The 21030-nt window shown below is 65.2% G+C and carries 17 protein-coding genes and 1 tRNA gene; 5 read left to right on the top strand and 13 right to left on the bottom strand.

From position 1 onward, the window contains the following. Nucleotides 1-114: 114 nt before the first annotated feature. Nucleotides 115-1251 (top strand): sensor domain-containing diguanylate cyclase, encoded by a 1137-nt coding sequence (locus IFT63_RS02405; protein WP_192083142.1) that lies wholly within the window; start codon nt 115-117, stop codon nt 1249-1251. Nucleotides 1252-1444: 193 nt separating this feature from the next. Here the strand turns inward: IFT63_RS02405 and IFT63_RS02400 are convergent, their stop codons facing one another. The 4 genes from IFT63_RS02400 to IFT63_RS02385 form a co-directional block, all read right to left on the bottom strand. Next, nucleotides 1445-1807: a hypothetical protein gene (locus IFT63_RS02400; RefSeq protein WP_042613149.1), complete on the bottom strand. Its 363-nt coding sequence runs from the start codon at nt 1805-1807 to the stop codon at nt 1445-1447. A gap of 19 nt (nt 1808-1826) precedes the next feature. Next, nucleotides 1827-2618: an RHS repeat-associated core domain-containing protein gene (locus IFT63_RS17640; RefSeq protein WP_342450416.1), complete on the bottom strand. Its 792-nt coding sequence runs from the start codon at nt 2616-2618 to the stop codon at nt 1827-1829. 389 nt (nt 2619-3007) lie between these two features. Beyond that, nucleotides 3008-3083: transfer RNA gene (locus IFT63_RS02390), tRNA-Thr, on the bottom strand. Between the two features lie 35 nt (nt 3084-3118). Then, complete coding sequence (locus tag IFT63_RS02385; protein ID WP_042613080.1) at nt 3119-3841, bottom strand: hypothetical protein; 723 nt, start codon at nt 3839-3841, stop codon at nt 3119-3121. A 402-nt stretch (nt 3842-4243) separates the two neighbouring features. Here IFT63_RS02385 and IFT63_RS02380 point away from each other — a divergent pair, with 402 nt between their 5' ends. Further along, complete coding sequence (locus IFT63_RS02380; protein ID WP_249404317.1) at nt 4244-5176, top strand: hypothetical protein; 933 nt, start codon at nt 4244-4246, stop codon at nt 5174-5176. A gap of 111 nt (nt 5177-5287) precedes the next feature. Here the strand turns inward: IFT63_RS02380 and IFT63_RS02375 are convergent, their stop codons facing one another. The 6 genes from IFT63_RS02375 to murJ form a co-directional block, all read right to left on the bottom strand. Further along, complete coding sequence (locus IFT63_RS02375; protein ID WP_192083141.1) at nt 5288-7171, bottom strand: tetratricopeptide repeat protein; 1884 nt, start codon at nt 7169-7171, stop codon at nt 5288-5290. A 254-nt stretch (nt 7172-7425) separates the two neighbouring features. Further along, a complete protein-coding gene (gene ispH / locus IFT63_RS02370; RefSeq protein WP_042615501.1) occupies nt 7426-8376 on the bottom strand; it encodes a 4-hydroxy-3-methylbut-2-enyl diphosphate reductase in 951 nt (316 codons plus the stop codon). A gap of 36 nt (nt 8377-8412) precedes the next feature. Continuing rightward, a complete protein-coding gene (lspA, locus tag IFT63_RS02365) occupies nt 8413-8931 on the bottom strand; it encodes a signal peptidase II (protein ID WP_057509280.1) in 519 nt (172 codons plus the stop codon). Further along, nucleotides 8931-11762, bottom strand: coding sequence for an isoleucine--tRNA ligase (ileS, locus tag IFT63_RS02360; RefSeq protein WP_192083140.1), 2832 nt, complete (start codon nt 11760-11762; stop codon nt 8931-8933). Before ileS ends, lspA begins: the two co-directional genes overlap by 1 nt. After that, entirely contained in the window at nt 11759-12706 is a 948-nt protein-coding gene (locus tag IFT63_RS02355) for a bifunctional riboflavin kinase/FAD synthetase (RefSeq protein WP_192083139.1), read from the bottom strand. The genes ileS and IFT63_RS02355 overlap by 4 nt, the downstream gene beginning before the upstream one ends. Before the next feature lie 75 nt (nt 12707-12781). Continuing rightward, the gene (gene murJ, locus IFT63_RS02350) at nt 12782-14374 is read right to left on the bottom strand and encodes a murein biosynthesis integral membrane protein MurJ (RefSeq protein ID WP_192084107.1); all 1593 of its coding nucleotides are present in this window, start codon (nt 14372-14374) and stop codon (nt 12782-12784) included. A gap of 116 nt (nt 14375-14490) precedes the next feature. Here murJ and rpsT point away from each other — a divergent pair, with 116 nt between their 5' ends. Then, nucleotides 14491-14760, top strand: coding sequence for a 30S ribosomal protein S20 (gene rpsT, locus IFT63_RS02345; protein WP_042614258.1), 270 nt, complete (start codon nt 14491-14493; stop codon nt 14758-14760). A gap of 661 nt (nt 14761-15421) precedes the next feature. On the opposite strand, the gene cgtA is transcribed toward rpsT, so the two are convergent. The 3 genes from cgtA to rplU all read right to left on the bottom strand — a co-directional run bounded on the left by cgtA (nt 15422) and on the right by rplU (nt 17268). Continuing rightward, the gene (gene cgtA, locus IFT63_RS02340; RefSeq protein WP_101100211.1) at nt 15422-16477 is read right to left on the bottom strand and encodes an Obg family GTPase CgtA; all 1056 of its coding nucleotides are present in this window, start codon (nt 16475-16477) and stop codon (nt 15422-15424) included. 198 nt (nt 16478-16675) lie between these two features. After that, nucleotides 16676-16939 (bottom strand): 50S ribosomal protein L27, encoded by a 264-nt coding sequence (gene rpmA / locus IFT63_RS02335; RefSeq protein WP_042615145.1) that lies wholly within the window; start codon nt 16937-16939, stop codon nt 16676-16678. An 11-nt stretch (nt 16940-16950) separates the two neighbouring features. Continuing rightward, the gene (rplU, locus tag IFT63_RS02330; protein ID WP_042615146.1) at nt 16951-17268 is read right to left on the bottom strand and encodes a 50S ribosomal protein L21; all 318 of its coding nucleotides are present in this window, start codon (nt 17266-17268) and stop codon (nt 16951-16953) included. A 292-nt stretch (nt 17269-17560) separates the two neighbouring features. On the opposite strand from rplU, the gene uvrA reads away from it, so the two are divergent. Both uvrA and IFT63_RS02320 read left to right on the top strand, forming a co-directional pair. Beyond that, the gene (gene uvrA, locus IFT63_RS02325; RefSeq protein WP_192083138.1) at nt 17561-20563 is read left to right on the top strand and encodes an excinuclease ABC subunit UvrA; all 3003 of its coding nucleotides are present in this window, start codon (nt 17561-17563) and stop codon (nt 20561-20563) included. Next, nucleotides 20563-20970 carry a thioesterase family protein gene (locus tag IFT63_RS02320; RefSeq protein ID WP_042615149.1) on the top strand — a complete coding sequence of 136 codons (408 nt, stop codon included), beginning with the start codon at nt 20563-20565 and terminating at the stop codon, nt 20968-20970. Before uvrA ends, IFT63_RS02320 begins: the two co-directional genes overlap by 1 nt. The last annotated feature ends 60 nt before the right edge of the window (nt 20971-21030 follow it).

Here is a 21030-nt window from a genome sequence, read left to right as displayed (position 1 = left end):
TCTACCCATTGAATCCAACGCGGCGATCGTTGCCCGTCCAGCAGGACTTCCGACTCCGGCTGCCAGCACCCGGGCCGCAACCGCGCAGCACCGCGCCCCCTATCAAGCCAACTGATGGTCGACATCCCCACCCTCCTCGGTTACAGCGCGGTCGTCCTCCTGCTCATAGCGGTGCTCCTGGGGGCTGTCCGGCCGACCGGCCGACGCATTGCCTGGTTCGCGGCTCCCTTCGCCGCAGGGGCGATCGGCTGCGCTTTCCTGGTCCATCCCAGCGCGTTTCCAGGCAAGACGGGGCTGCATCTGGGGGCCTTCTTCATCTCGCTGGCGTTCGCGTTTGGATGGCAGGCAGTACGCGCGTTCTTCGGGCACAAAGCACGATGGGGCTGGTTGCTGCTGCCATCGCTGGCCTGGCTTGCTGCCGCGTTCGTGTGGTTCGACCGGCTGGGGATGGAAGCGCTGAACGCCACCCTGCGCATCGGCCTGGTTGCGCTGTATACCGGGCTGCCTGCCTACCAGCTGCTGCGGGAACAGGATCCGGGCCTGCCATCGCGGCGGTCGCTCGGGATGGTCTTCCTGGTGGCGAGCGCGCTGGCCGTGCTGGCGCTGCCCTTCACCGTATGGCTGCCGCAACCCCTCGGCGCTGCGCCGGCTGAAACGTGGGCCGTCGTGTTCTTCAACGCGCAGATCCTCATCGAAGTGCTGCTCGCCAGCGCGCTGATGGTGACGATGAGCAAGGAACGGGCTGCCCTGCAGCTCTACGAGGCCTCCATCCGCGATCCTCTGTCGAGCCTGTACAACCGCCGCTTCCTGGAAGATCGCAAGGCGGCGTGGCAACGGGGCGACAGGTCCACTGGACGCTCCCGCGCATTGGTCTATTTTGATATCGACCACTTCAAGCGCATCAATGATCGTCTCGGGCACGCCATCGGCGACCAGGTCATCGTGCTGGCCGCCCGCGTCGCGGAGGATTCCCTGCGTAAGAAGGACTGGGTATTCCGGCTCGGCGGGGAGGAGTTCCTGTGCGTGCTCCCGGACGTGGACCATGCCGGAGCGGTAGAGGCAGCAGAAAGGCTTCGAGCGGCGTTCGAACAGGCAGCACGAACCGTCGGGGACGAGCCCGTCAACGCCACGTTGAGCGCAGGGGTTGCAGCGGGCACCAGTGGAAATCCGGACTTCGACGCGCTGCTCGCCGTTGCGGACGACCACCTGTATGCCGCCAAACAGAGCGGGCGCAACCGGGTAGTGGGCTGAGCGCCCGGAGGGCGTTGCCACCGCAAACAAACAAAAAGCCCCGACCAAGGCCGGGGCTTTTCGTACAACTGGTGCCGGAAACAGGAATCGAACCTATGACCTACGCATTACCAGGCAACCCACTGGGGCATTGAGAAGCTCTCCGACCAGTACGATCCGCATGGCATCCGTTGGATATCCCAGAACCATCTACTCAAGCGGGGCCTACCGCCGACAGTACAGCGTCAATTCCGACGTCTGTACAGATCCGAAGCGCACGCTCTCGGGCTTCACTGGCCGTCAGTCGCCCTGCCATCTTCAATGCTTCGGCTGAAAACTCCGGATCAAGCGAAATCTTGTTCACAACTTCCTCTTGAATGCGGCGGTGCAACTCAACAGCCGGACCTGGCCGCACCATATCTCCATAATGCATCGCGCTTGAAGCCTCGTGCCCGTCCAACGCCTCGTAATAGTAGAAGTTGGAGTACTCGTCGATGAAGCTCTGGGCGTTGACAGTGCCGAGTGCAAAATCTCTAACAAGCATCGTCATCTTGATGAGCCCTGCATCATTATCCATGTTCCACGCAGCCCCTCTATTATTGTTTTATTGGAAGCCAAGGGGTCCCGTCGGCATTGGTTACCCCTGGAACATGACCATGCGGCTGCTGCGCTCGCGGATCGGGATGGGTTGATGGTTTATGTCCTCCATCCATACGCACCCCAGTAGGCTGCCCATCAGGCCCTTTCGCCTGAACGAAACGGCCATCCGGAGATCCTTCAATTTTCCCACCTGGAGGTGTCGGGATCGCGTTTCCCTTGGAATCGACATAAATCGTTCCAGCACCTTTCTGCTCGCTGGCGAGTTTCCGTCCTATTTTCGCGACTTCGTCACCATGCTTCAGGACTGCCTTCCCGGCATCACCTGCAAGTGGGACCAGACCAATTGCCGCCCCAGCAATATTCGCAGGTGTTGGAGCTTGGATTGCCTCAACAATACCTTTGACGTCACCCAAGACAGGAGTGAAGTCGGCAACTGCAGGGAGGATCTGCCGGGCTTGCTCAGCTGTTACAGGATTGTAGAAGTCCTTCGGCGCTCCCAGCGCTTGACGCCCATCTGGGTCAGTAAAGCGATATGGATTCCCGCTCGCGTACCGATACCGATTGAACTGCCCCACAGGCTGTTCAAACGCCGTCACCGGGTCCACAGATAGGAACATCCCCAACTGCGGATCCATGTACCGTTGCTGCATGTAACTCAGACCGGTAGCGGCATCGCTCACATGTCCGGTATAGCCAGGACCGTCAGTCAGATCCTCCCCCACAACATCGCCGTAAGGCTCGTACGTCATCCGCTCAATGACGATGCCATTGGCATCCGTCTTGGCCACGACCGACCCCAGTGCATCGGTATGCAGGTAGCGGACCGTTGTCTGCGCCGAAGCTGGCGCAAGCCAGGACAGTCCAGCCACCAACGCGCAGCTCCAGAGCGCTACCGAACTGACCCCGAGCCTACTGGTTGCAGCCGCCGCAATGTGCGCGAACGCACCGGCGACGCGTCTCCCGAACGCAGTCATCTTTCCCATCCATGAAAGAACCTTGAAGCAAGGCTTTGCCTTCATAGCACACGTCGCATGTGCTCCGGAAGGGAGGATGCCGGTGAGCGTCCGGGAAGCCGACTTACGTTGGAGAGGTCGGCAACTGACTGCCGCCGACCATAGGTCGGCGCCACCGCAAACAAACAAAAAGCCCCGACCAAGGCCAGAGCTTTTCGTACAACTGGTGCCGGAAATAGGAATCGAACCTACGACCTACGCATTACGAATGCGCCGCTCTACCAACTGAGCTATTCCGGCTGAGCAGGCAATTCTAGGGGCTGGGGAACAGCCGGTCAATCACCGGACCGGGGCAGCATGCAGCAGCGGCGATAGATCGCTTCCGCCTGCTCGGCGGCCATCCGCTGCTGGTCCAGGGAGAGGGCCTGGCGGGACTGGGCCAGCAGCGCATCGGACCAGAAAGTGGGGCTCAGCCGTTGCAGTACCTGCCCATAGGCGTAAGCCGCGACCGGATCCTTGACGGTCCGGTAACCACTTTCATGAACGCTCTGCAGGCCTGACAGCGCCTCCACGTTGCCACCGTCCGCCAGCGCATGCAGGTAGCGCAGGGAGGTCTCACGCCAGGCCAGCACGTCCTCCTCGCGCTCAGCCAGTTCCGCTGCCGACGACGCGCCCACCGCCGTCCGCACGTCGATCGCGTAGAGCAGCTGCGCCTCCACCGAGCCCTGCTCGGCCGCGCGCGCCAGCCATGGCGCCCGGTAGAGCGCGGGGTCCTGGCTCAGGGCGACGCACTCGCCCAGGCGCACCTCCAGCTTGCTCAGGAAGTCCGGATCGGGTCGCATGCCAGCGCGCCGCATGGCCTGCCAGCTCGCTTCGGGTTCCCCGGAGATCAGATTCCTGCAGTCACGCACCGCGAGCTCGATTTCATACGTGGCGAGACCGTCACCCGCGTCCGAGCGGGGCTTCAGCGCGAGCACCTGTTGCTTCGCGTCCCCGGCCGCCCGCCATGCCGGGGGGCGGTGGATGCTGTAGGCCTTCGCACCCACCTGCTGCAGCATGGCTGGATCGTAGGCGGAGGATCCGGGGCGGCCTGAAGGCTGCCGGGGCGTGAGCCGTGCGACGGGCATTGCGCTGCCTGCAACACCGCCGACAAGCTCCGCTTCAACAGCCGACACCGTCCCGGGCTGCGCATCGCCACGCCAGAACAAGAGCGCACCGCCGATTGCCACTACAACTACTACGCATCCTGCGATTACCGCTGTCCTTCTCATCGGGTCCCGTGCTCCTGCTGTGTCGTCCTTATAGTGCCCTCAAACGTCACCGGCTGCGCGTGCCCCCAACGCCACTCCCGACAAGGCCCTGACACCCCTGTAGTACGCTGCCCTCCCCTGTACTCCCCTCACATGGCCGTGAAAAATCCACTCTGGTTCTGGGGCGCATTCCTGCTGTTCTTCGCGCTGATGTTCGCCGTCGGCTTGCCCGTGATGATGTACGGCCAGGTCAGTTACCCCGTGCCGCTGGACGCCCGCGTCGCGCCGGGGTGGGCGCTGACGATGCTGGCCGTCTCCATGGGCCTGTGGCTGGGCCTGCTTTACGTCTACGTGGACACCCTCGTGCTTGCCGGAGTCCGCTCGGTGCGCCGGATGCACGACATCCTGACCCGCGGTGAGCCGCGCAACGCACTTATCGAACAGGTGGTCAGCCTGCCGGGCAGCGTCGACGGTTTCCCGCAGTTGCGGCTGCGCCTGGCCTTCGACAATCTATCCGGCACGCCCATCACCGATGAACTCGTGCTGGTGGACAGCAAGCCGATGCAGCGGCGCTACGAGGTCGGCCGCACGCTGCCCGCCCGCTTGAGCCGCTCGCCCGGCCCCTATCCCAACATGTCCCTGGAAGGCGGCACGCCGGAGATCAACCACAACACGTTATGGCTGCGCGTTTCGATCGGCGTGTTGTTCGTGGCAGTGGTCGCGAGTGCGTACGGCGTGGCGTGGCAGCTGCAGAACGACGGACTGGGCTGGACGTTTCTCAGCCTCGGGCATCCGCTGCTGATCTGTCCGCTGGTGCTGTGGGTGTTCGTGGTTGGCATACGACTGTTGATGCGCCGGCTGCAGGCGGATGCAGCGGGCAACGCGCTGAAGTATCGGGGCGTGGGCACCGTCGCCATCATCGACGACGTGCGCCAGACCGGTGCGTTCTTCAACGAACAGCCGCAGGTGGAGTTCCAGCTGCGGTTTACCGATGTGGCCGGACAGCCGCAGCGCGCGGTGATCCGGCGCTACGTGCCGTTGCTTGATCTGGCGACGATTCCGCGGGAGACGATGCAGATTATTTACGATCCCGGGAATCCGTCGCGTGTGCAGATGGATCAGGATGCTGCTCGCCGAGCATAGCGATGCCGGCCGTCCTGGCCGGCCCCCTCCGGGCCGTCGCAGGCGACGTTGGCAGCGGCTCCTGCCGCTGCCTTCGGCGCTACCGGGGCAGGCTGAGCCTCAACGCTGAGGTCAGCGCGCCTTCCACAGCGCGGACAACCCATCGCGCGTGCCGGCAATCCGTTCCAGCGCGGGGTACTGCGCGCCGCCGTGGTAATCGATGCTGATCGGCATTACCCGGTCGAAGTGCTTCACCAGCAGGGTGATCGGCGCTTTGCTGTCCCTGGAGCCGGCCACGACCTCCTTCAGCCGCTCGCTCTTGTACTCGCGTCCGTCCACGGCGATCACGGACATGCCCGGTGCAAGACCGGCGTTGAAGGCCGGGCTGTCCCACACCACGTCACCCACCACGCCGGCATCGGTCACGGTGGCCCCGATGGAATAGGTCAGCAGCGCGGCCTTGGCGCGGGTTTCCTGCGCCTTGAAGGCCTCGTTCGGGGTATCGCGGTAGGCCAGCTTCCAGCCTGCCATTTCCAGCCCGCCGATCAGCGATCCATGGCCATCCAGGCGCTCGCGCAGGAAGCCGGCCCAGTCCGCCGGGGCGATGGTGTTCAACGTGGCCACCACGTCATCGAAGGTGTACGGATTGACGTCCCACGCGCCGTTGTCCATGCCGAAGAAGACCTTGGCGAAGTCATCCAGGCCACGCTTGCCACCGCTCAGCGCGCGCAGCTTGCCCTCCACTTCCAGCCACAGCATCTGCCCGCCGGAATAGTAGTCTTCGCTCATCTGGTAGTTGCGGTACGCCAGACCACGGCGCTGGGCGATGGTCGGGTCGTTGGTGGTGTCCTGCAGCGGCCGCCAGGCCAGTCCGGGACGCCCGCGATCGAACGTCGCCGCCACGTTGGCGAGCATGTCACGCGCCTGGTCGGTGCTCCACAATCCGGAGCGCGCGGCCAGCACCTGGCCCCAGAACTGGGTCTGCCCTTCGTACACCCACAGCAGGCTGTCGCCCATCGGCACGTTGAAGTTGGCGGTTGCCAGGTCGGCGCCGCGGCGGTACTTGCCGTTCCAGGAATGGTTGTACTCGTGCGGCAGCAGATCGCGCGCCCACCAGTTCTTGTCCCACTCGGTGAAATAGCCCACATCGCCGCTGTTTTCGCTGGAACGGTGGTGCTCCAGCCCGATGCCGCCCAGCTTGTCGGTCAGGGCCAGCAGGAAGTCGTAATGATCGAAATGGCGTGCGCCGTACAGCTTGTCCATCTGCTGCACCAGCGCGCGGTGCGCCTTCAGTTGCTCCGCGCTGGCCTTCAGCGATTTGGCATCGTCGGCGAACACGTTCAGGTGCACCGGCTGCTTCGCGCCGGGATCCAGATCGAAGCGCTGGAAGTGCTCGCCGGCAAACAACGGCGAATCCACCAGGTGCTCATAGCTGATCGGCTTGAATACCACGGTGTCGCCGTCGCGGCGCTCGGTTTCCAGCGCGGTCGCATAGGACCAGCCGGCCGGCAGGGTCACGCTGGCCTGCGCCTGCAGCCCTCCGGCATCCACGCCGCTGGGATACAGCGAACTGGCGTTCCACTGCAGGTTGAGCATTTCCGGGGTCATCACCACGCGGCCCTGGCTCCCGCCCTGCGAAGACAGGTAATTGAAGCGCGCCACCACTTCGGTGGCGCCCTGCGGCACGTCCACCTTGAAGGCATACACGTTGAACTGGTCACGCTCCCACTTCAGCGGCGTGCCATTGGCGGTGACCTGCAGGCCGGCCAGTTTGTCGATCGGGCCACTGGGCGAATGGTTGCCCGGCAACCACTGCGGGTACAGCAGGGTCAGCGGGCCCGGCGTGGCCGGCACCGTGGCGGTGACCTTGAAGATGCGCCGGTCCAGGTCACGTGCGTCGACGTTGATGCGCAGCGTGCCGGGCCAGGCACTGCCGACCGGTGGCGGTGTCTGCGCGAGTGCCGGCGTTGTCGTCAACGAGAGCAGGACGGACAGCGCCAGGGCACGGGTTTTCATCGGCAGTTCCAGCAGAAGGGGAACCTTGATCCTAGGCCCACGGCAACGCCCTGCCCCATGGCCAAAGGTCACGGATCGGCCGGTGGCCGGATTGGGCAAAGTCGGGTGTGCGCCGCCCGGAACGTCAAACGCAAAGGCGGCCGCTTCGCTCGCCGACCATGGGTCGGCGCTACCACACCCTGCCGGTCAGACGCCCCGGTAGCGCCGAGCCGTGCTCGGCGAGCGCGCAGCGCGGCGCCTTCAAAACGCGGTGGTCAGTCGACCAGCCGCAGCCGCAGTTCCTTCGGCAGGGCGAAGACCATCGATTCGGGTTCGCCTTCCAGCTCGCCGATGCCGTCGGCACCGAGTTCGCGCAGGCGGGCCAGCACGCCGTCCACCAGCACCTGCGGCGCGGATGCACCAGCGGTGACGCCGATGTGCTGCTTGCCGATCACCCACGCGGGGTCGATCTCGTGCGCGCCGTCGATCAGGTACGACTCCACGCCTTCACGGCGAGCCAGTTCGCTCAGCCGGTTGGAATTGGAGCTGTTCGGCGAGCCCACCACCAGCACCAGGTCGCAGCGCTTGGCCAGGTCGCGCACGGCGTCCTGGCGGTTCTGCGTGGCGTAGCAGATGTCGTCGTTCTTTGGCCCCTGCATGGCGGGGAACTTGGCACGCAGCGCATCGATGATGCCGCGCGTGTCATCCACCGACAGCGTGGTCTGGGTGGTGTAGGCGAAGTTTTCCGGCTGGTCGAGCACCAGCGAGGCCACCTGCTCCACGTCTTCCACCAGGTAGATCTTTCCGGTGCCGGCTTCCTGGTTCCACTGGCCCATGGTGCCTTCCACTTCGGGGTGGCCGGCATGGCCGATCAACACCACGTCGCGGCCGGCGCGGCAGTGGCGCGCCACTTCGAAATGCACCTTCGTCACCAGCGGACAGGTGGCGTCGAACACTTTCAGGCCACGGCGATCGGCTTCCTGGCGCACTGCCTGGGATACGCCGTGCGCACTGAAGATGACCGTGTTGTTGTCCGGTACTTCGTCCAGTTCCTCGACGAAGATGGCGCCACGCTGCTTCAGGTCGTCGACCACGAAACGGTTGTGCACCACTTCATGGCGCACGTAGATGGGGGCGCCGAGCGTTTCGATCGCGCGCTTCACGATCTCGATCGCACGATCGACACCGGCACAGAAACCACGCGGATTGGCGAGCAGGACATCCATCTTCAACGTCTCCCGGCGTCGGCCGGCTTGGGGGGGTTACGGGGTCGTATTATCCGCTTTTTTGGACGACTTGCCCTCGAACAGGCCGAACACCGCGATACCGACGGCGCCCACCACGATCGCCGCATCGGCGATGTTGAACGAGGGCCAGTAGTGGTCACCCACGTACCACTGGATGAAATCCACCACATGGCCGTGCACCTGGCGGTCGATCACGTTGCCGATGGCCCCGCCGATCACCAGCGCGAACGGCAGCGCGCTGCGCCAGTTGCTGCGGGCGGTGCCATACAGCCACCACGCCATCAGGCCACTGATGCCGATCGCCAGCACGGTGAAGAAGTACTTCTGCCAGCCACCGGCATCACTGAGGAAGCTGAACGCCGCCCCGGTGTTGTAGGTGCGGAACCAGTTCCAGAAGCCCTCGATGACCGGCACCGGCTCGTATTCGGGCAGGCTGGACAGCACCCAGGCCTTGCTCCACTGGTCCAGGATGATGACCACCACCGACAGGACCAGCCAGATCAGCGCGTTCGGACGCGGACGGACGGCGGTCATCAGAACCACCGCCGATCTTCGCCGGCACCGTCGATGTTGTCGGCGCAGCGGCCGCAGATCTCAGGATGCTCGGCCACGCTGCCCACGTCGGCACGGAAGTGCCAGCAGCGCACGCACTTGGTCTTGCTGGTCGGCTGGGCACTGACGAACACTTCGTCGGTGGTCGCCGGGCGCACCTGCACGTCACCGCTGATCAGCAGGAAGCGCAGTTCCTCGGCCAGCGGCTGCCAGCGTGCGGCCTGCTCATCGCTGGCGGCGACGGTGATCTCCGCTTCCAGCGCGGCACCGATGGCACCGTTGGCGCGCATCGGCTCCAGCACCTTGGACACCTGTTCGCGCAGGGCCAGCAGCTGGTCGAAATCGGCGGCGGAAAGCTCTGCATCGGCCGGCAACGGCGCCAGGCCGTCATACCAGGTATCGAACAGCACGTGTGCGCTGCGCTCGCCCGGCAGGTAGCCCCACAGCTCGTCGGAGGTGAAGGTCAGGATCGGGGCGATCCAGCGGGTGAACGCTTCGGCGATGTGGTACATCGCGCTCTGCGCCGAACGCCGCCCGCGCGAGTCCTCGCCCATGGTGTACAGGCGGTCCTTGGTCACGTCCAGGTACAGCGAGCCCAGGTCCACGCTGCAGAAATTCAGCAGCAACTGCACGATCTCGGCCATGTCGTAGCTTTCGTACGCCGCCTTGATCTTTTCCTGCAGCTCGAATGCGCGGTGCACGATCCAGCGGTCCAGCGCGACCATGTCGTTGAGCGGGCGCAGGTGCACGGCCGGATCGAAACCGTCCAGGTTGGCCAGCAGGAAGCGTGCGGTGTTGCGCAGCCGGCGGTAGGCATCGGCGTTGCGCTTGAGGATCTCCTGCGACAGCGACATTTCATTGCTGTAGTCGGCCGAAGCAATCCACAGGCGCAGGATGTCCGCGCCGAGGGTCTTCATGATGTCCTGCGGTTCGATGCCGTTGCCCAGCGACTTGGACATCTTGCGGCCGTGCTCGTCCACGGTGAAACCGTGGGTGAGGCACTGCTTGTACGGCGCATGGCGGTCGATCGCCACGCCGGTCAGCAGCGAGGACTGGAACCAGCCGCGGTGCTGGTCGGAACCTTCCAGGTACAGGTCGGCTGGCTTGCCGAAGCCACGCGCCAGCAGCACGCCTTCGTGGGTGACGCCGGAATCGAACCAGACATCCAGGATATCGGTGACTTTTTCATAATCGGCCGCTTCGGCGCCCAGCAGTTCGGCGGCGTCCAGCGAGTACCAGACGTCGATGCCGTCCACCTGCACGCGATCGGCCACGGCCTGCATCAGCTCCACGCTGCGCGGGTGCATTTCACCGGTGATGCGGTGGGTGAACAGTGCGATCGGCACGCCCCAGGTGCGCTGGCGGCTGATGCACCAGTCCGGCCGGCCATCGACCATGCTCTGGATGCGCGCCTTGCCCCACGCCGGGAACCAGCCCACGTTGTCGATGGCGTTCAGCGCGTCTTCGCGCAGCTTCGCCTTCTCCATGGAGATGAACCACTGCGGGGTGGCACGGAACACCACCGGCTTCTTGTGGCGCCAGCAATGCGGGTAGCTGTGGGTGATCTCGGCGAAGGCCAGCAGTGCGCCGGACGCGCGCAGCACCTCCACGATCAGCGGCTGCGCCTTCCACAGGTGCACCCCGGCGAGCACGACATCGCCGGCCGGCGGTGTCGACGGCAGGTACACGCCCGCACCGTCGATCGGATTGATTTCGCCGGCGTGGTAGCGCTCCAGCAGGCCGTACTGCTGGCTGACCGCGTAATCTTCCTGGCCGTGGCCGGGCGCGGTATGCACCGCACCGGTACCGTCTTCGTCGGACACGTGGGCGCCGTTGAGCAGCGGGATATCGCGCTGCGGATAGAACGGGTGGGCCAGCAGCAGGTTTTCCAGCGCCGCGCCGTTGGCATGGCCGTGGCTGACCACGTCCTGCACGCCGTAACGTGCCAGCGAACGACCGGCCAGCGCGGTGGCCAGCACCAGCCAGCGACGGCCGCCGTTGTGCGCCGGGCCTTCCACCAGCGAGTATTCGATGGCCGCACCCAGCGACACCGCCAGCGATGCCGGCAGGGTCCACGGGGTGGTGGTCCAGATCGGCACCGCCACTTCCACGCCTTCGGGCAGGTCCACGCCGAAGGCCGCGGCCAGCGCCTTGGAATCACGCGCCGTATAGGCCACGTCCACCGTCGGGGAGACCTTGTCCTGGTATTCGATTTCCGCTTCGGCCAACGCCGAACCACAGTCGAAGCACCAGTGCACCGGCTTGGCACCGCGGATCACGTGGCCATTGGCCACGATCTTGGAGAGCGCGCGGATCTCGTTGGCTTCGAATTCGAAGCTCAGCGTCTTGTACGGGTTGTCCCAGTCGCCGGTCACGCCCAGGCGCTTGAAGTCGGCGCGTTGGATCTCGATCTGCTCCTCGGCGAACTCACGGCACTTCTGCCGGAATTCGACCGCATCGAGCTTCACCCCGACCTTGCCCCACTTCTTTTCGACCGCGATCTCGATCGGCAGGCCGTGGCAGTCCCAGCCCGGCACGTAGGGCGCATCGAAGCCGGCCAGGTAGCGCGACTTGACGATGATGTCCTTGAGGATCTTGTTGACCGCATGGCCCAGGTGGATGCGGCCGTTGGCGTAGGGCGGGCCGTCATGCAGTACGAACAGCGGGCGGCCGGCGGCGTTCTCGCGCAGCTGCGCGTAGAGCCCCTGCTCTTCCCAGCGCGCCAGGATGCCCGGCTCGCGCTTGGGCAGGTCGCCGCGCATCGGGAATTCGGTGGCCGGCAGATGGAGGGTGGCTTTGTAGTCCTGGCTCACGCAGTGGCTCGCAATCTATGTTCGGAAAGGATGGCGCGCGCCTGTTCGGCATCGCGGTGCATCTGGTCGGTCAGCGCCGCCAGATCATTGAACTTTTCTTCGTCGCGCAGCTTTGCCACGAACTCGACGTCGATGTGTCGACCGTACAGGTCGCCCTGGAAATCGAAAAGGTGGGCTTCCAGCAGCGGCTCCACGCCGTCTACGGTGGGACGGGTGCCGAAGCTGGATACCGACGGCCACGGCTGCTCGAAAACGCCGTGCACCAAGGTGGCATAGATGCCCGACAGCGCCGGCGTCTTCGGGAAACGCAGGTTGGCGGTGGGATAGCCCAGCGTACGGCCCAGCTGGCGCCCGCGCACCACCCGTCCGCTGATCGCGTAGGGACGCCCCAGCAGGTCGCTGGCGTGGTCGAAATCACCGGCCAGCAGCAGCTGGCGGATGCGGGTGCTGGAGATGCGCTCGCCACGCAGATGGACCGGCTCGATCTCATTGGCCTGGAACCCGAACTCGGCGCCCATCTGTTGCAGCAACGCCAGGTTGCCGCGCCGACGGTTGCCGAACTGGAATTCCGGACCGATCCACACTTCACGCGCGCTCAGCCGCTGCACCAGCAGGCGCCGTACGAAATCTTCGGCCTGCATGGCGGCCATGCGCGCATCGAAACGCAGCAGGCCGATGGCATCCACGCCGAGTTCGCGCAGCATCTCCACCTTGCCGCGCGCCAGCGTCAGCCGCGGTGGCGGCGTGCCCTGGGCGAAGAATTCGCGTGGCAACGGCTCGAAGGCCACGGCCACGGCCGACACGCCCAGCGCGCGGGCACGGGCGACGGCGTGGCGCACCAGCGCCCGGTGGCCCAGGTGCAGGCCGTCGAAGGCACCAATGCAGACCACGCTTCCGTGCGGGAACAACGCCCCGCCCTCAACGCTTCGAAACAACCTGCTCATCAACTCCGCTCGCGGCCGGCACGGGCCGCTGGATCAACTGTGGTAACCATGAAGTATAGCCGTGGTGGCCATGGATCAATGCCCACGCAGGTCGCGCGGACGCAGGCCCAACGCCACCTGCACCAGCAGGTAGGTCGCCCCGCCCGCCCCGACCAGCAGCGACAGCGCGCCGATCCGCTGCCACAGGCCCATCGGCGAGAACGCCGGCAGCCAGTACAGCAGGGCCAGCAGCACGCCCACCATCGCCACGCACGACACCGCCAGGCGGACCAGGAAACGCGACCAACCGGGGCGGCGCTCATACACGTCGGTCTTGCCAAGCCAGTACCAGAGCAGCCCGAGGTTCAGGTAGCTGGACAGCGCACTGGCGATGCCGAGCGCCAGGTGCAGGCCCGGCTGCTGCCCCAGCGCCTGCATGACACCCTGCGCGCGCAGCTCCGCCGGCACCATCACCTGATACAGCACGGCCAGCAGGGCGAAGTTGAACACCATGTTGGCCACCAGCGCGGCGATGCCGGCGCGCACCGGGGTGCGGGTGTCCTGGCGGGCGTAGAAGGCCGGCAGCACGATCTTCAGGAGGGCGAAGGCCGGGAGCCCGAAGCTCAGTCCATACACGGCCAGCGCGGTCATGCGGGTATCGAACGCGCTGAACTGGCCGTGCTGGAAGATCGTGGCGATCAACGGTTCGGCCAGCAGCAGCAGCCCCAGCATGGCCGGGATGGAGATCAGCAGGGTCATCCGTAGGCCCCAGTCCAGCGCATTGGAGAAGCCCGCGCGGTCGGTGCCGACGTGGTGGCGGGCCAGCGCCGGCAGGATCACCGTGCCCAGCGCCACCCCGAACACGCCCAGCGGCAGCTCCAGGAAGCGGTCAGCCAGGGACAACCAGGACTGCGAACCATCGGTCAGCTTGGCGGCGATGACGGTATCGAGCAGCAGGTTGATCTGCGCCACCGACGAGCCGAACAGGGTCGGGATCATCAGCGTCATCACCTTGCGCACGCCCGGGTGGTTCCAGCCCCAGCGCGGCAGGGTCAGCAGGTTGATGCCCTTCAGCGAGGGCAACTGGAACAGCAGCTGCAGCATGCCGGCCACCAGCACCGACCAGCCCAGCGCCAGGATCGGCACGTCCATGCGCGGGGCCAGCCACAGGGCGCCACCGATCATGCACAGGTTGAGGATGACCGGGGTCAGCGCCGGCATCGCGAACTTCTGGAAGCTGTTCAGCGCCCCGCCCGCCAGCGCGGTCAGCGAGACGAAGAACAGGAACGGGAAGGTCAGCCGGAACAGGTCGACCAGCAGGCCCTGCTTGGCCGGATCGGTGGTGGCGCCGCTGGCGAACAGATTGGCCAGCTGCGGCGCGAAGATCAGCGCCAGCGCCGTCACCACCATCAATACGCCGGCGAGCGTCCCGGCCACCCGCGCCATCAGGTCGCGCAGCTCCTCGTGGCTGCGGGTCTCCTTCACTTCGGTGAACACCGGCACGAAGGCGGTGGCAAAAGAGCCCTCGGCGAACAACCGGCGCAGGAAATTAGGTACCCTGAAGGCGACCCAGAACGCGTCCGTCGTGGCGTTCGTACCAAAAGTCGTGGTGATGACGGTGTCCCGTACGAGCCCCAACACCCGCGAAACCATTGTCATGCTGCTGAACGACAGCAGGCCCCGCAGCATCTTGGGTGAACTCACTCAAACATCCTCTTGACAATCGACTTGACGTACATTTCTCGAGTCATCATACTAGCTAGCTTGCTGTTCCCATAACACCGATTTTTCAGGAAACCACCACCGTGGCCAATATCAAGTCCGCCAAGAAGCGCGCCAAGCAGACCGTCGTGCGCAACGCGCGCAACGTGGCTCAGCGCTCGATGCTGCGCACCGCTGTCAAGAAAGTGATCAAGGCTCTGGATAACAACGATGCAGCCGGCGCCGAAGCCGCTTTCACCGTTGCCCAGCCGATCCTCGATCGTTTCAGCGCGCGTGGTCTGATCCACAAGAACAAGGCTGCTCGCCACAAGAGCCGCCTGACCGCCCGCATCAAGGCCCTCAAGGCCGCCTGATCAGGCGAAGTCGCCCGCGCCCCCAGGGCGTTGGCTGCTACTTGAAACCCGGCTCCGGCCGGGTTTTTTGTTGCCTGCGATTTGGGCCGGCGAACGGCGAAGCCCCTCGTGGTGGTCGCTGGAAGCGGCTCATTGGGTTGGGCAGGACGGTGGGGCTGGTCGGGGGACGGCAAAAACTGCATCCATGCGGGCCTCGTTTCGCGGCGTCCCTGCCGCTCAACGCCCCCGCCCAGCCCCACCGCCCGGCCCTGCCGGAATTCTGCGGCGGCCCACCACGGAAAAGAAAAAGAAAAGCAGGTCGGTAGCGCCGACCCATGGTCGGCGGAATGCTTCCGCCAACGGCCCGCTGCGCTCGCCGACCATGGGTCGGCGCCACCGCTTTTCATTTTTCATTACGTGGCGGGCCACGCGCGCAGACTGTCAGGGCCGGGCGGGAGGGGTTGGTGGGGGCGTTAAAGCCGCATGGATGCGGCGCCGAGCCTCCACGGACGGATTCACGGCGTCCCCCACCAACCCCTCCCGCGCGGCCCAACCCAGAACCCCGGCACCCAGCGACCCACCACGAGGGGCTCCGCCGTTCGCCGCCAACTCGCCGCCAACCAACAGCCACAAAAAAACCCGGCCGAAGCCGGGCTTTTCGCGCGATGCCAAACGAAGCCGATTACTCGCCAGCCGCGTGACGCGCCTGCAGTTCGTCTTCCTTCTGGCGATCAAAGAACGCCATGATCTTGCTCATCACCGGGAACGTCCCCTCACGACCCAGCGCCGACACCAGGAACCACGGCTCCTTCCAACCCAGGTCCGCAATGATCTGCTCGGCCGCTGCCTTGGCCTCGTCCTCGAACATCAGGTCGGCCTTGTTCAGCACCAGCCAGCGCGGCTTGTCGAGCAGCTCCGGATCATGCCGCTCCAGCTCACGCTCGATCGCACGCACCTGCTCCACCGGCGAGATTTCCACCCCGCCTTCCATCGGCGAGATGTCCACCAGATGCAGCAGCAGACGGGTGCGCTGCAGGTGGCGCAGGAACTGCGCACCCAGGCCGGCGCCATCGGCGGCACCTTCGATCAGCCCCGGAATATCGGCGATCACGAAGCTGCGGTAGTTCTCCACCTTCACCACACCCAGGTTCGGGTACAGCGTGGTGAACGGGTAATCGGCCACCTTCGGCGTCGCCGCCGACACCGCACGGATCAGCGTGCTCTTGCCGGCGTTCGGGAAGCCCAGCAGGCCGACGTCGGCCAGCAGCTTCAGCTCCAGCTTCAGCGAGCGCTCTTCACCCGGCTCGCCCGGCAGCGCCTGGCGCGGCGAGCGGTTGGTCGAGCTCTTGAAATGCATGTTGCCCAGGCCGCCGCGGCCGCCCTTGGCCACCAGCAGGCGATCGCCGTGCTGGGTCAGGTCACCGATCACTTCATCGGTGGCCACGTTGGTCACCGTGGTGCCAACCGGCACGGTGATGACCAGGTCTTCGCCGCCCTTGCCATAGGCCTGGCGGCCCATGCCGTTCTCGCCGCGCTGCGCCTTGAAGATGCGGTCATGGCGGAAATCGACCAGGGTGTTGAGGTTCTCGTCGGCGCGGATCCACACGCTGCCACCGCCGCCGCCATCGCCACCATCGGGGCCACCGAGCGGGATGAACTTCTCGCGACGGAAGCCGATACAGCCATTGCCGCCGTTGCCGGCGAACACTTCAATTTCTGCTTCGTCTACCAGTTTCATTTTTCGATGCCTGCGATGGGCGCGGCAGCCTGCCGTCGCCTTGGGATTCTACTGCCCCGGCGTCGCCAAGGCTCGGCCACCTGCGCGGTGGACCGGATGTACGTCGAAACTACCTGCTGCATCCAACGAAAAACCCCGCCGAAGCGGGGCTCTTCTGCAGCGCACCCATGACTGGCATGGGCGCCAGCCGCGCCTGGATCAGGCTTCGGCCGAAACCACGCTGACGGTGCGACGCTTCTTCGCACCCTTCACCGAGAACTCCACCTTGCCGTCCACGAGGGCGAACAGGGTGTGGTCACGGCCGAGGCCAACGCCGGTACCCGGGTGGAACTGGGTGCCGCGCTGACGCACGATGATGTTGCCGGCGTCGATGGCCTGGCCACCGAAGATCTTCACGCCGAGGTATTTCGGGTTGGAGTCGCGACCGTTGCGCGAAGAGCCTACGCCTTTTTTATGTGCCATGACCTATCTCCTTACTTGCTGCCACCGGCAATGCCGGTGATCTCGATTTCGGTGTAGTACTGACGGTGACCCTGGCGCTTCATGTGGTGCTTGCGGCGACGGAACTTGATGATCCGGACCTTGTCGGCACGACCCTGGGACAGGACGGTGGCAGTGACCGCAGCGCCGCTCAGGGCGTCGCCGATCTTGATGCCATCGCTGTCGCCGAGCAGCAGGATGTTGTCGAACTTGATCTCGCTGCCGACTTCGACTTCGAGCTTTTCCACGCGGAGCTTTTCGCCCTGCGCGACGCGGTATTGCTTACCGCCGGTGACCAGTACTGCGTACATGACCAGACTTCCTTTGTAGTTATTGTGGTCTATTGACTGCTGCCATCGAGGGCAGACAGGAGCGGAATTGTACCGGCACACCCGGCCCCGGTCAACCCTCCCCCACACCCCGCAAACCCAGGCGCGACAAGGCCTTCATCACCCTGTACGTCAGTCTCATGTGCTGCGACAGGCGGCTGGCATTGTCGCCCATTGCCCCCATCTGGTCTGCTCGGTAGGCTGCTTGATTGCCCTCCCCGACGCCCTTCCTGCTGGCCGGGCCCCAGCCCAAGCCCCCAACACCGGATCCCCCATGGCGATGGATTTCATCCGCATCCGCGGCGCGCGGACGCACAACCTCAAGAACATCGATCTCGATCTGCCGCGTGACAAGCTGATCGTGATTACCGGCCTGTCCGGCTCGGGCAAGTCCTCGCTGGCCTTCGACACCATCTACGCCGAGGGCCAACGCCGTTACGTGGAATCGCTGTCGGCCTATGCCCGCCAGTTCCTCAGCGTGATGGAAAAGCCGGACCTGGACCACATCGAAGGCCTGTCCCCGGCCATCTCGATCGAGCAGAAATCGACCTCGCACAACCCGCGGTCGACCGTCGGCACCATCACTGAAATCTACGACTACCTGCGCCTGCTGTATGCACGCGTGGGCACCCCGCGCTGCCCCGACCACGGCTATCCGCTGGAGGCGCAGACCGTCAGCCAGATGGTCGACCACGTGCTGACCCTGGACCCGGAACAGCGCTACATGCTGCTGGCACCGGTGATCCGCGACCGCAAGGGCGAACATGCCCAGGTGTTCGACCAGATGCGCGCGCAGGGCTATGTGCGCGTGCGCGTGGATGGCGTGCTGTATGAAATCGATGAGGTGCCGCCGCTGGCGCTGCGCCAGAAGCACACCATCGAAGCAGTCATCGACCGCTTCCGCCCGCGCGAGGACATCAAGCAGCGCCTGGCCGAGAGTTTCGAAACCGCACTGAAGCTGGGCGACGGCATGGTGTCGGTGCAGTCGCTGGACAACCCTGAGACCGCGCCGGCGCTGTTTTCCTCCAAGTACTCCTGCCCGGTCTGCGATTACTCGCTGCCGGAGCTGGAACCGCGCCTGTTCTCGTTCAATGCGCCGATGGGCGCCTGCCCCGGCTGCGATGGCCTGGGCATGGCCGAGTTCTTCGATCCCTCGCGCGTGGTCGTGCATCCCGAGCTGCCGTTGTCGGCCGGTGCGGTGCGCGGCTGGGACCGTCGCAATGCCTATTATTTCCAGCTGATCGCCTCGCTGGCCAAGCACTACAAGTTCGACGTGGACGCGGCCTGGAACACCCTGCCGGCCAGCGTACAGAAGGCCGTGCTGTACGGCAGCGGCGATGAAACCATCAGCTTCACCTACTTCACCGAAGCCGGTGGGCGCACCCAGCGCAAGCACCGCTTCGAAGGCATCATTCCCAACCTGGAACGCCGCTACAAGGAAACCGAATCGGCGGCGGTGCAGGAAGAGCTGGGCAAGTACATCAGCGAACAGAGCTGCCCGGAGTGCAAGGGCGCGCGCCTGAACCGCGCCGCGCGCAACGTGTTCGTGGCCGACCGCCCGCTGCCGGACCTGGTGGTGATGCCGATCGACGAAGCACTGAAATTCTTCAGCACGCTGAGCCTGCCCGGCTGGCGTGGCGAGATCGCCAGCAAGATCGTCAAGGAGATCGGCGAACGACTGGGCTTCCTGGTCGACGTGGGCCTGGATTACCTCAGCCTGGAGCGCAAGGCCGATACGCTGTCCGGCGGCGAAGCCCAGCGCATCCGCCTGGCCTCGCAGATCGGCGCCGGTCTGGTCGGCGTGATGTACGTGCTGGATGAGCCGTCCATCGGCCTGCACCAGCGCGACAACGAGCGTCTGCTCGGCACCCTCACCCGCCTGCGCGACCTCGGCAACACGGTGATCGTGGTGGAGCATGATGAAGATGCGATCCGCCTGGCCGACTACGTGCTCGATATTGGTCCGGGTGCAGGCGTGCATGGCGGTGAGATCGTCGGCCAGGGCAGCCTGCAGGACATCCTGGACGCGCCGCGCTCGCTGACCGGCCAGTACCTGTCGGGCAAGCGTGCGATCGAGATCCCGGCACGCCGGCACAAGCCGAACCCGAAGATGACCCTGCACCTGCGCGGGGCCAGCGGCAACAACCTGAAGAACGTCGACCTGGCCATTCCAGCGGGCCTGATGACCTGCATCACCGGCGTGTCCGGTTCGGGCAAATCGACGCTGATCAACGACACGCTGTTCTCGCTGGCCGCCAACGAGATCAACGGCGCATCGCACGATATCGCCCCGTACAAGGAAATCGACGGGCTGGACCTGTTCGACAAGGTGGTGGACATCGACCAGTCGCCGATCGGTCGCACCCCGCGTTCGAACCCGGCCACCTACACAGGCCTGTTCACCCCCCTGCGCGAACTGTACGCCCAGGTGCCCGAAGCACGTGCGCGCGGCTATTCGCCGGGCCGCTTCAGCTTCAACGTGCGCGGCGGCCGCTGCGAAGCCTGCCAGGGCGATGGCCTGATCAAGGTGGAGATGCACTTCCTGCCGGACGTGTACGTGCCCTGCGATGTCTGCCATGGCAAGCGCTACAACCGTGAGACGCTGGAGATCCTGTACAAGGGCTACAACATCAACGACGTGCTGCAGATGACCGTCGAAGATGCACTGAAGCTGTTCGAGCCGGTGCCGAGCATCGCGCGCAAGCTGGAAACGCTGGTCGACGTGGGCCTGAGCTACATCAAGCTGGGCCAGAGCGCGACCACGCTGTCCGGCGGTGAAGCGCAGCGCGTGAAGCTGTCCAAGGAGCTGTCGCGCCGCGATACCGGGCGCACGCTGTACATCCTGGACGAGCCGACCACCGGCCTGCATTTCCATGACATCGAAGCGCTGCTGGGCGTACTGCACAAGCTGCGCGACGAAGGCAACACGGTGGTGGTGATCGAGCACAACCTGGACGTCATCAAGACCGCCGACTGGATCGTCGACCTCGGTCCGGAAGGTGGCCATCGCGGTGGCACCATCCTGGTCACCGGCACCCCGGAAGACGTGGCGGCCTGCCCGACCTCCTACACCGGCCAGTTCCTGGCCAAGATGCTGCCCTCGGTCAGCGCGCGCCCGGACAAGCCGGCAGCGGTGGCCAACAAGCCTGATGCGCGTCCGCCGCGCAAGGTGAAGCCGGAGCCGAAGAAGAAGGCCGCCGCGGCCAAGAGCACCGGCGCTCCCAGCAAATCCACCACGACCAAGACCACCGCTACGCGCAAGAAGAAGGACGCCTGATGAGCACCGAGCACAAGATCCTCGCCCGCATCCCGATCAGCGTGCGCTGGCGCGACATGGACAGCATGGGCCACGTCAACAACGCCAAGTACATTTCCTATCTGGAAGAAGCGCGCGTGCGCTGGATGCTGGGCGTGGAAGGCGTGGCGATGACCGACCGCATTGCCCCGGTGGTGGCCGCCACCAACGTCAATTACCGGCTGCCGATCGTGTGGCCCAACGACATCCTGGTGGAACTGTTCGTGGAACGGCTGGGCAACAGCAGCGTCACCATCGGCCACCGCATCGTTGACCAGCAGGACGAATCACGCCTGTATTCGGACGGCAACGTAGTGGTGGTGTGGATGGACACCCAGACCGGCAAGAGCGCCCCGCTTCCCGACGCCGTACGCAACGCCTCCACCTGAGGTAGTGACGGCCGCTGGCCGTCATGCGCCTGCACTGCCGCTGCGCTCGCCGAGCATGGC

Origin of the sequence: Stenotrophomonas sp. CFBP 13724 (genome assembly GCF_014841975.1) — a bacterium.
In the GTDB taxonomy this organism is placed as follows: Bacteria; Pseudomonadota; Gammaproteobacteria; order Xanthomonadales; family Xanthomonadaceae; genus Stenotrophomonas; species Stenotrophomonas lacuserhaii.
Note: the sequence above shows the minus strand (reverse complement) of the source record. Positions and strands in the feature narration are given on the sequence as shown.

Bases quoted from the DNA above. Each gene is read 5' to 3' on its own strand.
- uvrA (WP_192083138.1), top strand. From the start codon at position 17,561: ATGGCGATGGATTTCATCCGCATCCGCGGCGCGCGGACGCACAACCTC.
- IFT63_RS02400 (WP_042613149.1), bottom strand. From the start codon at position 1,807: ATGGATAATGATGCAGGGCTCATCAAGATGACGATGCTTGTTAGAGAT.
- IFT63_RS02380 (WP_249404317.1), top strand. From the start codon at position 4,244: ATGTTCGCCGTCGGCTTGCCCGTGATGATGTACGGCCAGGTCAGTTAC.
- lspA (WP_057509280.1), bottom strand. From the start codon at position 8,931: ATGACCGCCGTCCGTCCGCGTCCGAACGCGCTGATCTGGCTGGTCCTG.
- IFT63_RS02385 (WP_042613080.1), bottom strand. From the start codon at position 3,841: ATGCTGCAGCAGGTGGGTGCGAAGGCCTACAGCATCCACCGCCCCCCG.
- IFT63_RS02320 (WP_042615149.1), top strand. From the start codon at position 20,563: ATGAGCACCGAGCACAAGATCCTCGCCCGCATCCCGATCAGCGTGCGC.
- rpmA (WP_042615145.1), bottom strand. From the start codon at position 16,939: ATGGCACATAAAAAAGGCGTAGGCTCTTCGCGCAACGGTCGCGACTCC.
- cgtA (WP_101100211.1), bottom strand. From the start codon at position 16,477: ATGAAACTGGTAGACGAAGCAGAAATTGAAGTGTTCGCCGGCAACGGC.
- rplU (WP_042615146.1), bottom strand. From the start codon at position 17,268: ATGTACGCAGTACTGGTCACCGGCGGTAAGCAATACCGCGTCGCGCAG.
- IFT63_RS02375 (WP_192083141.1), bottom strand. From the start codon at position 7,171: ATGAAAACCCGTGCCCTGGCGCTGTCCGTCCTGCTCTCGTTGACGACA.
- IFT63_RS02355 (WP_192083139.1), bottom strand. From the start codon at position 12,706: ATGAGCAGGTTGTTTCGAAGCGTTGAGGGCGGGGCGTTGTTCCCGCAC.
- ispH (WP_042615501.1), bottom strand. From the start codon at position 8,376: ATGGATGTCCTGCTCGCCAATCCGCGTGGTTTCTGTGCCGGTGTCGAT.
- murJ (WP_192084107.1), bottom strand. From the start codon at position 14,374: ATGCTGCGGGGCCTGCTGTCGTTCAGCAGCATGACAATGGTTTCGCGG.
- IFT63_RS02405 (WP_192083142.1), top strand. From the start codon at position 115: ATGGTCGACATCCCCACCCTCCTCGGTTACAGCGCGGTCGTCCTCCTG.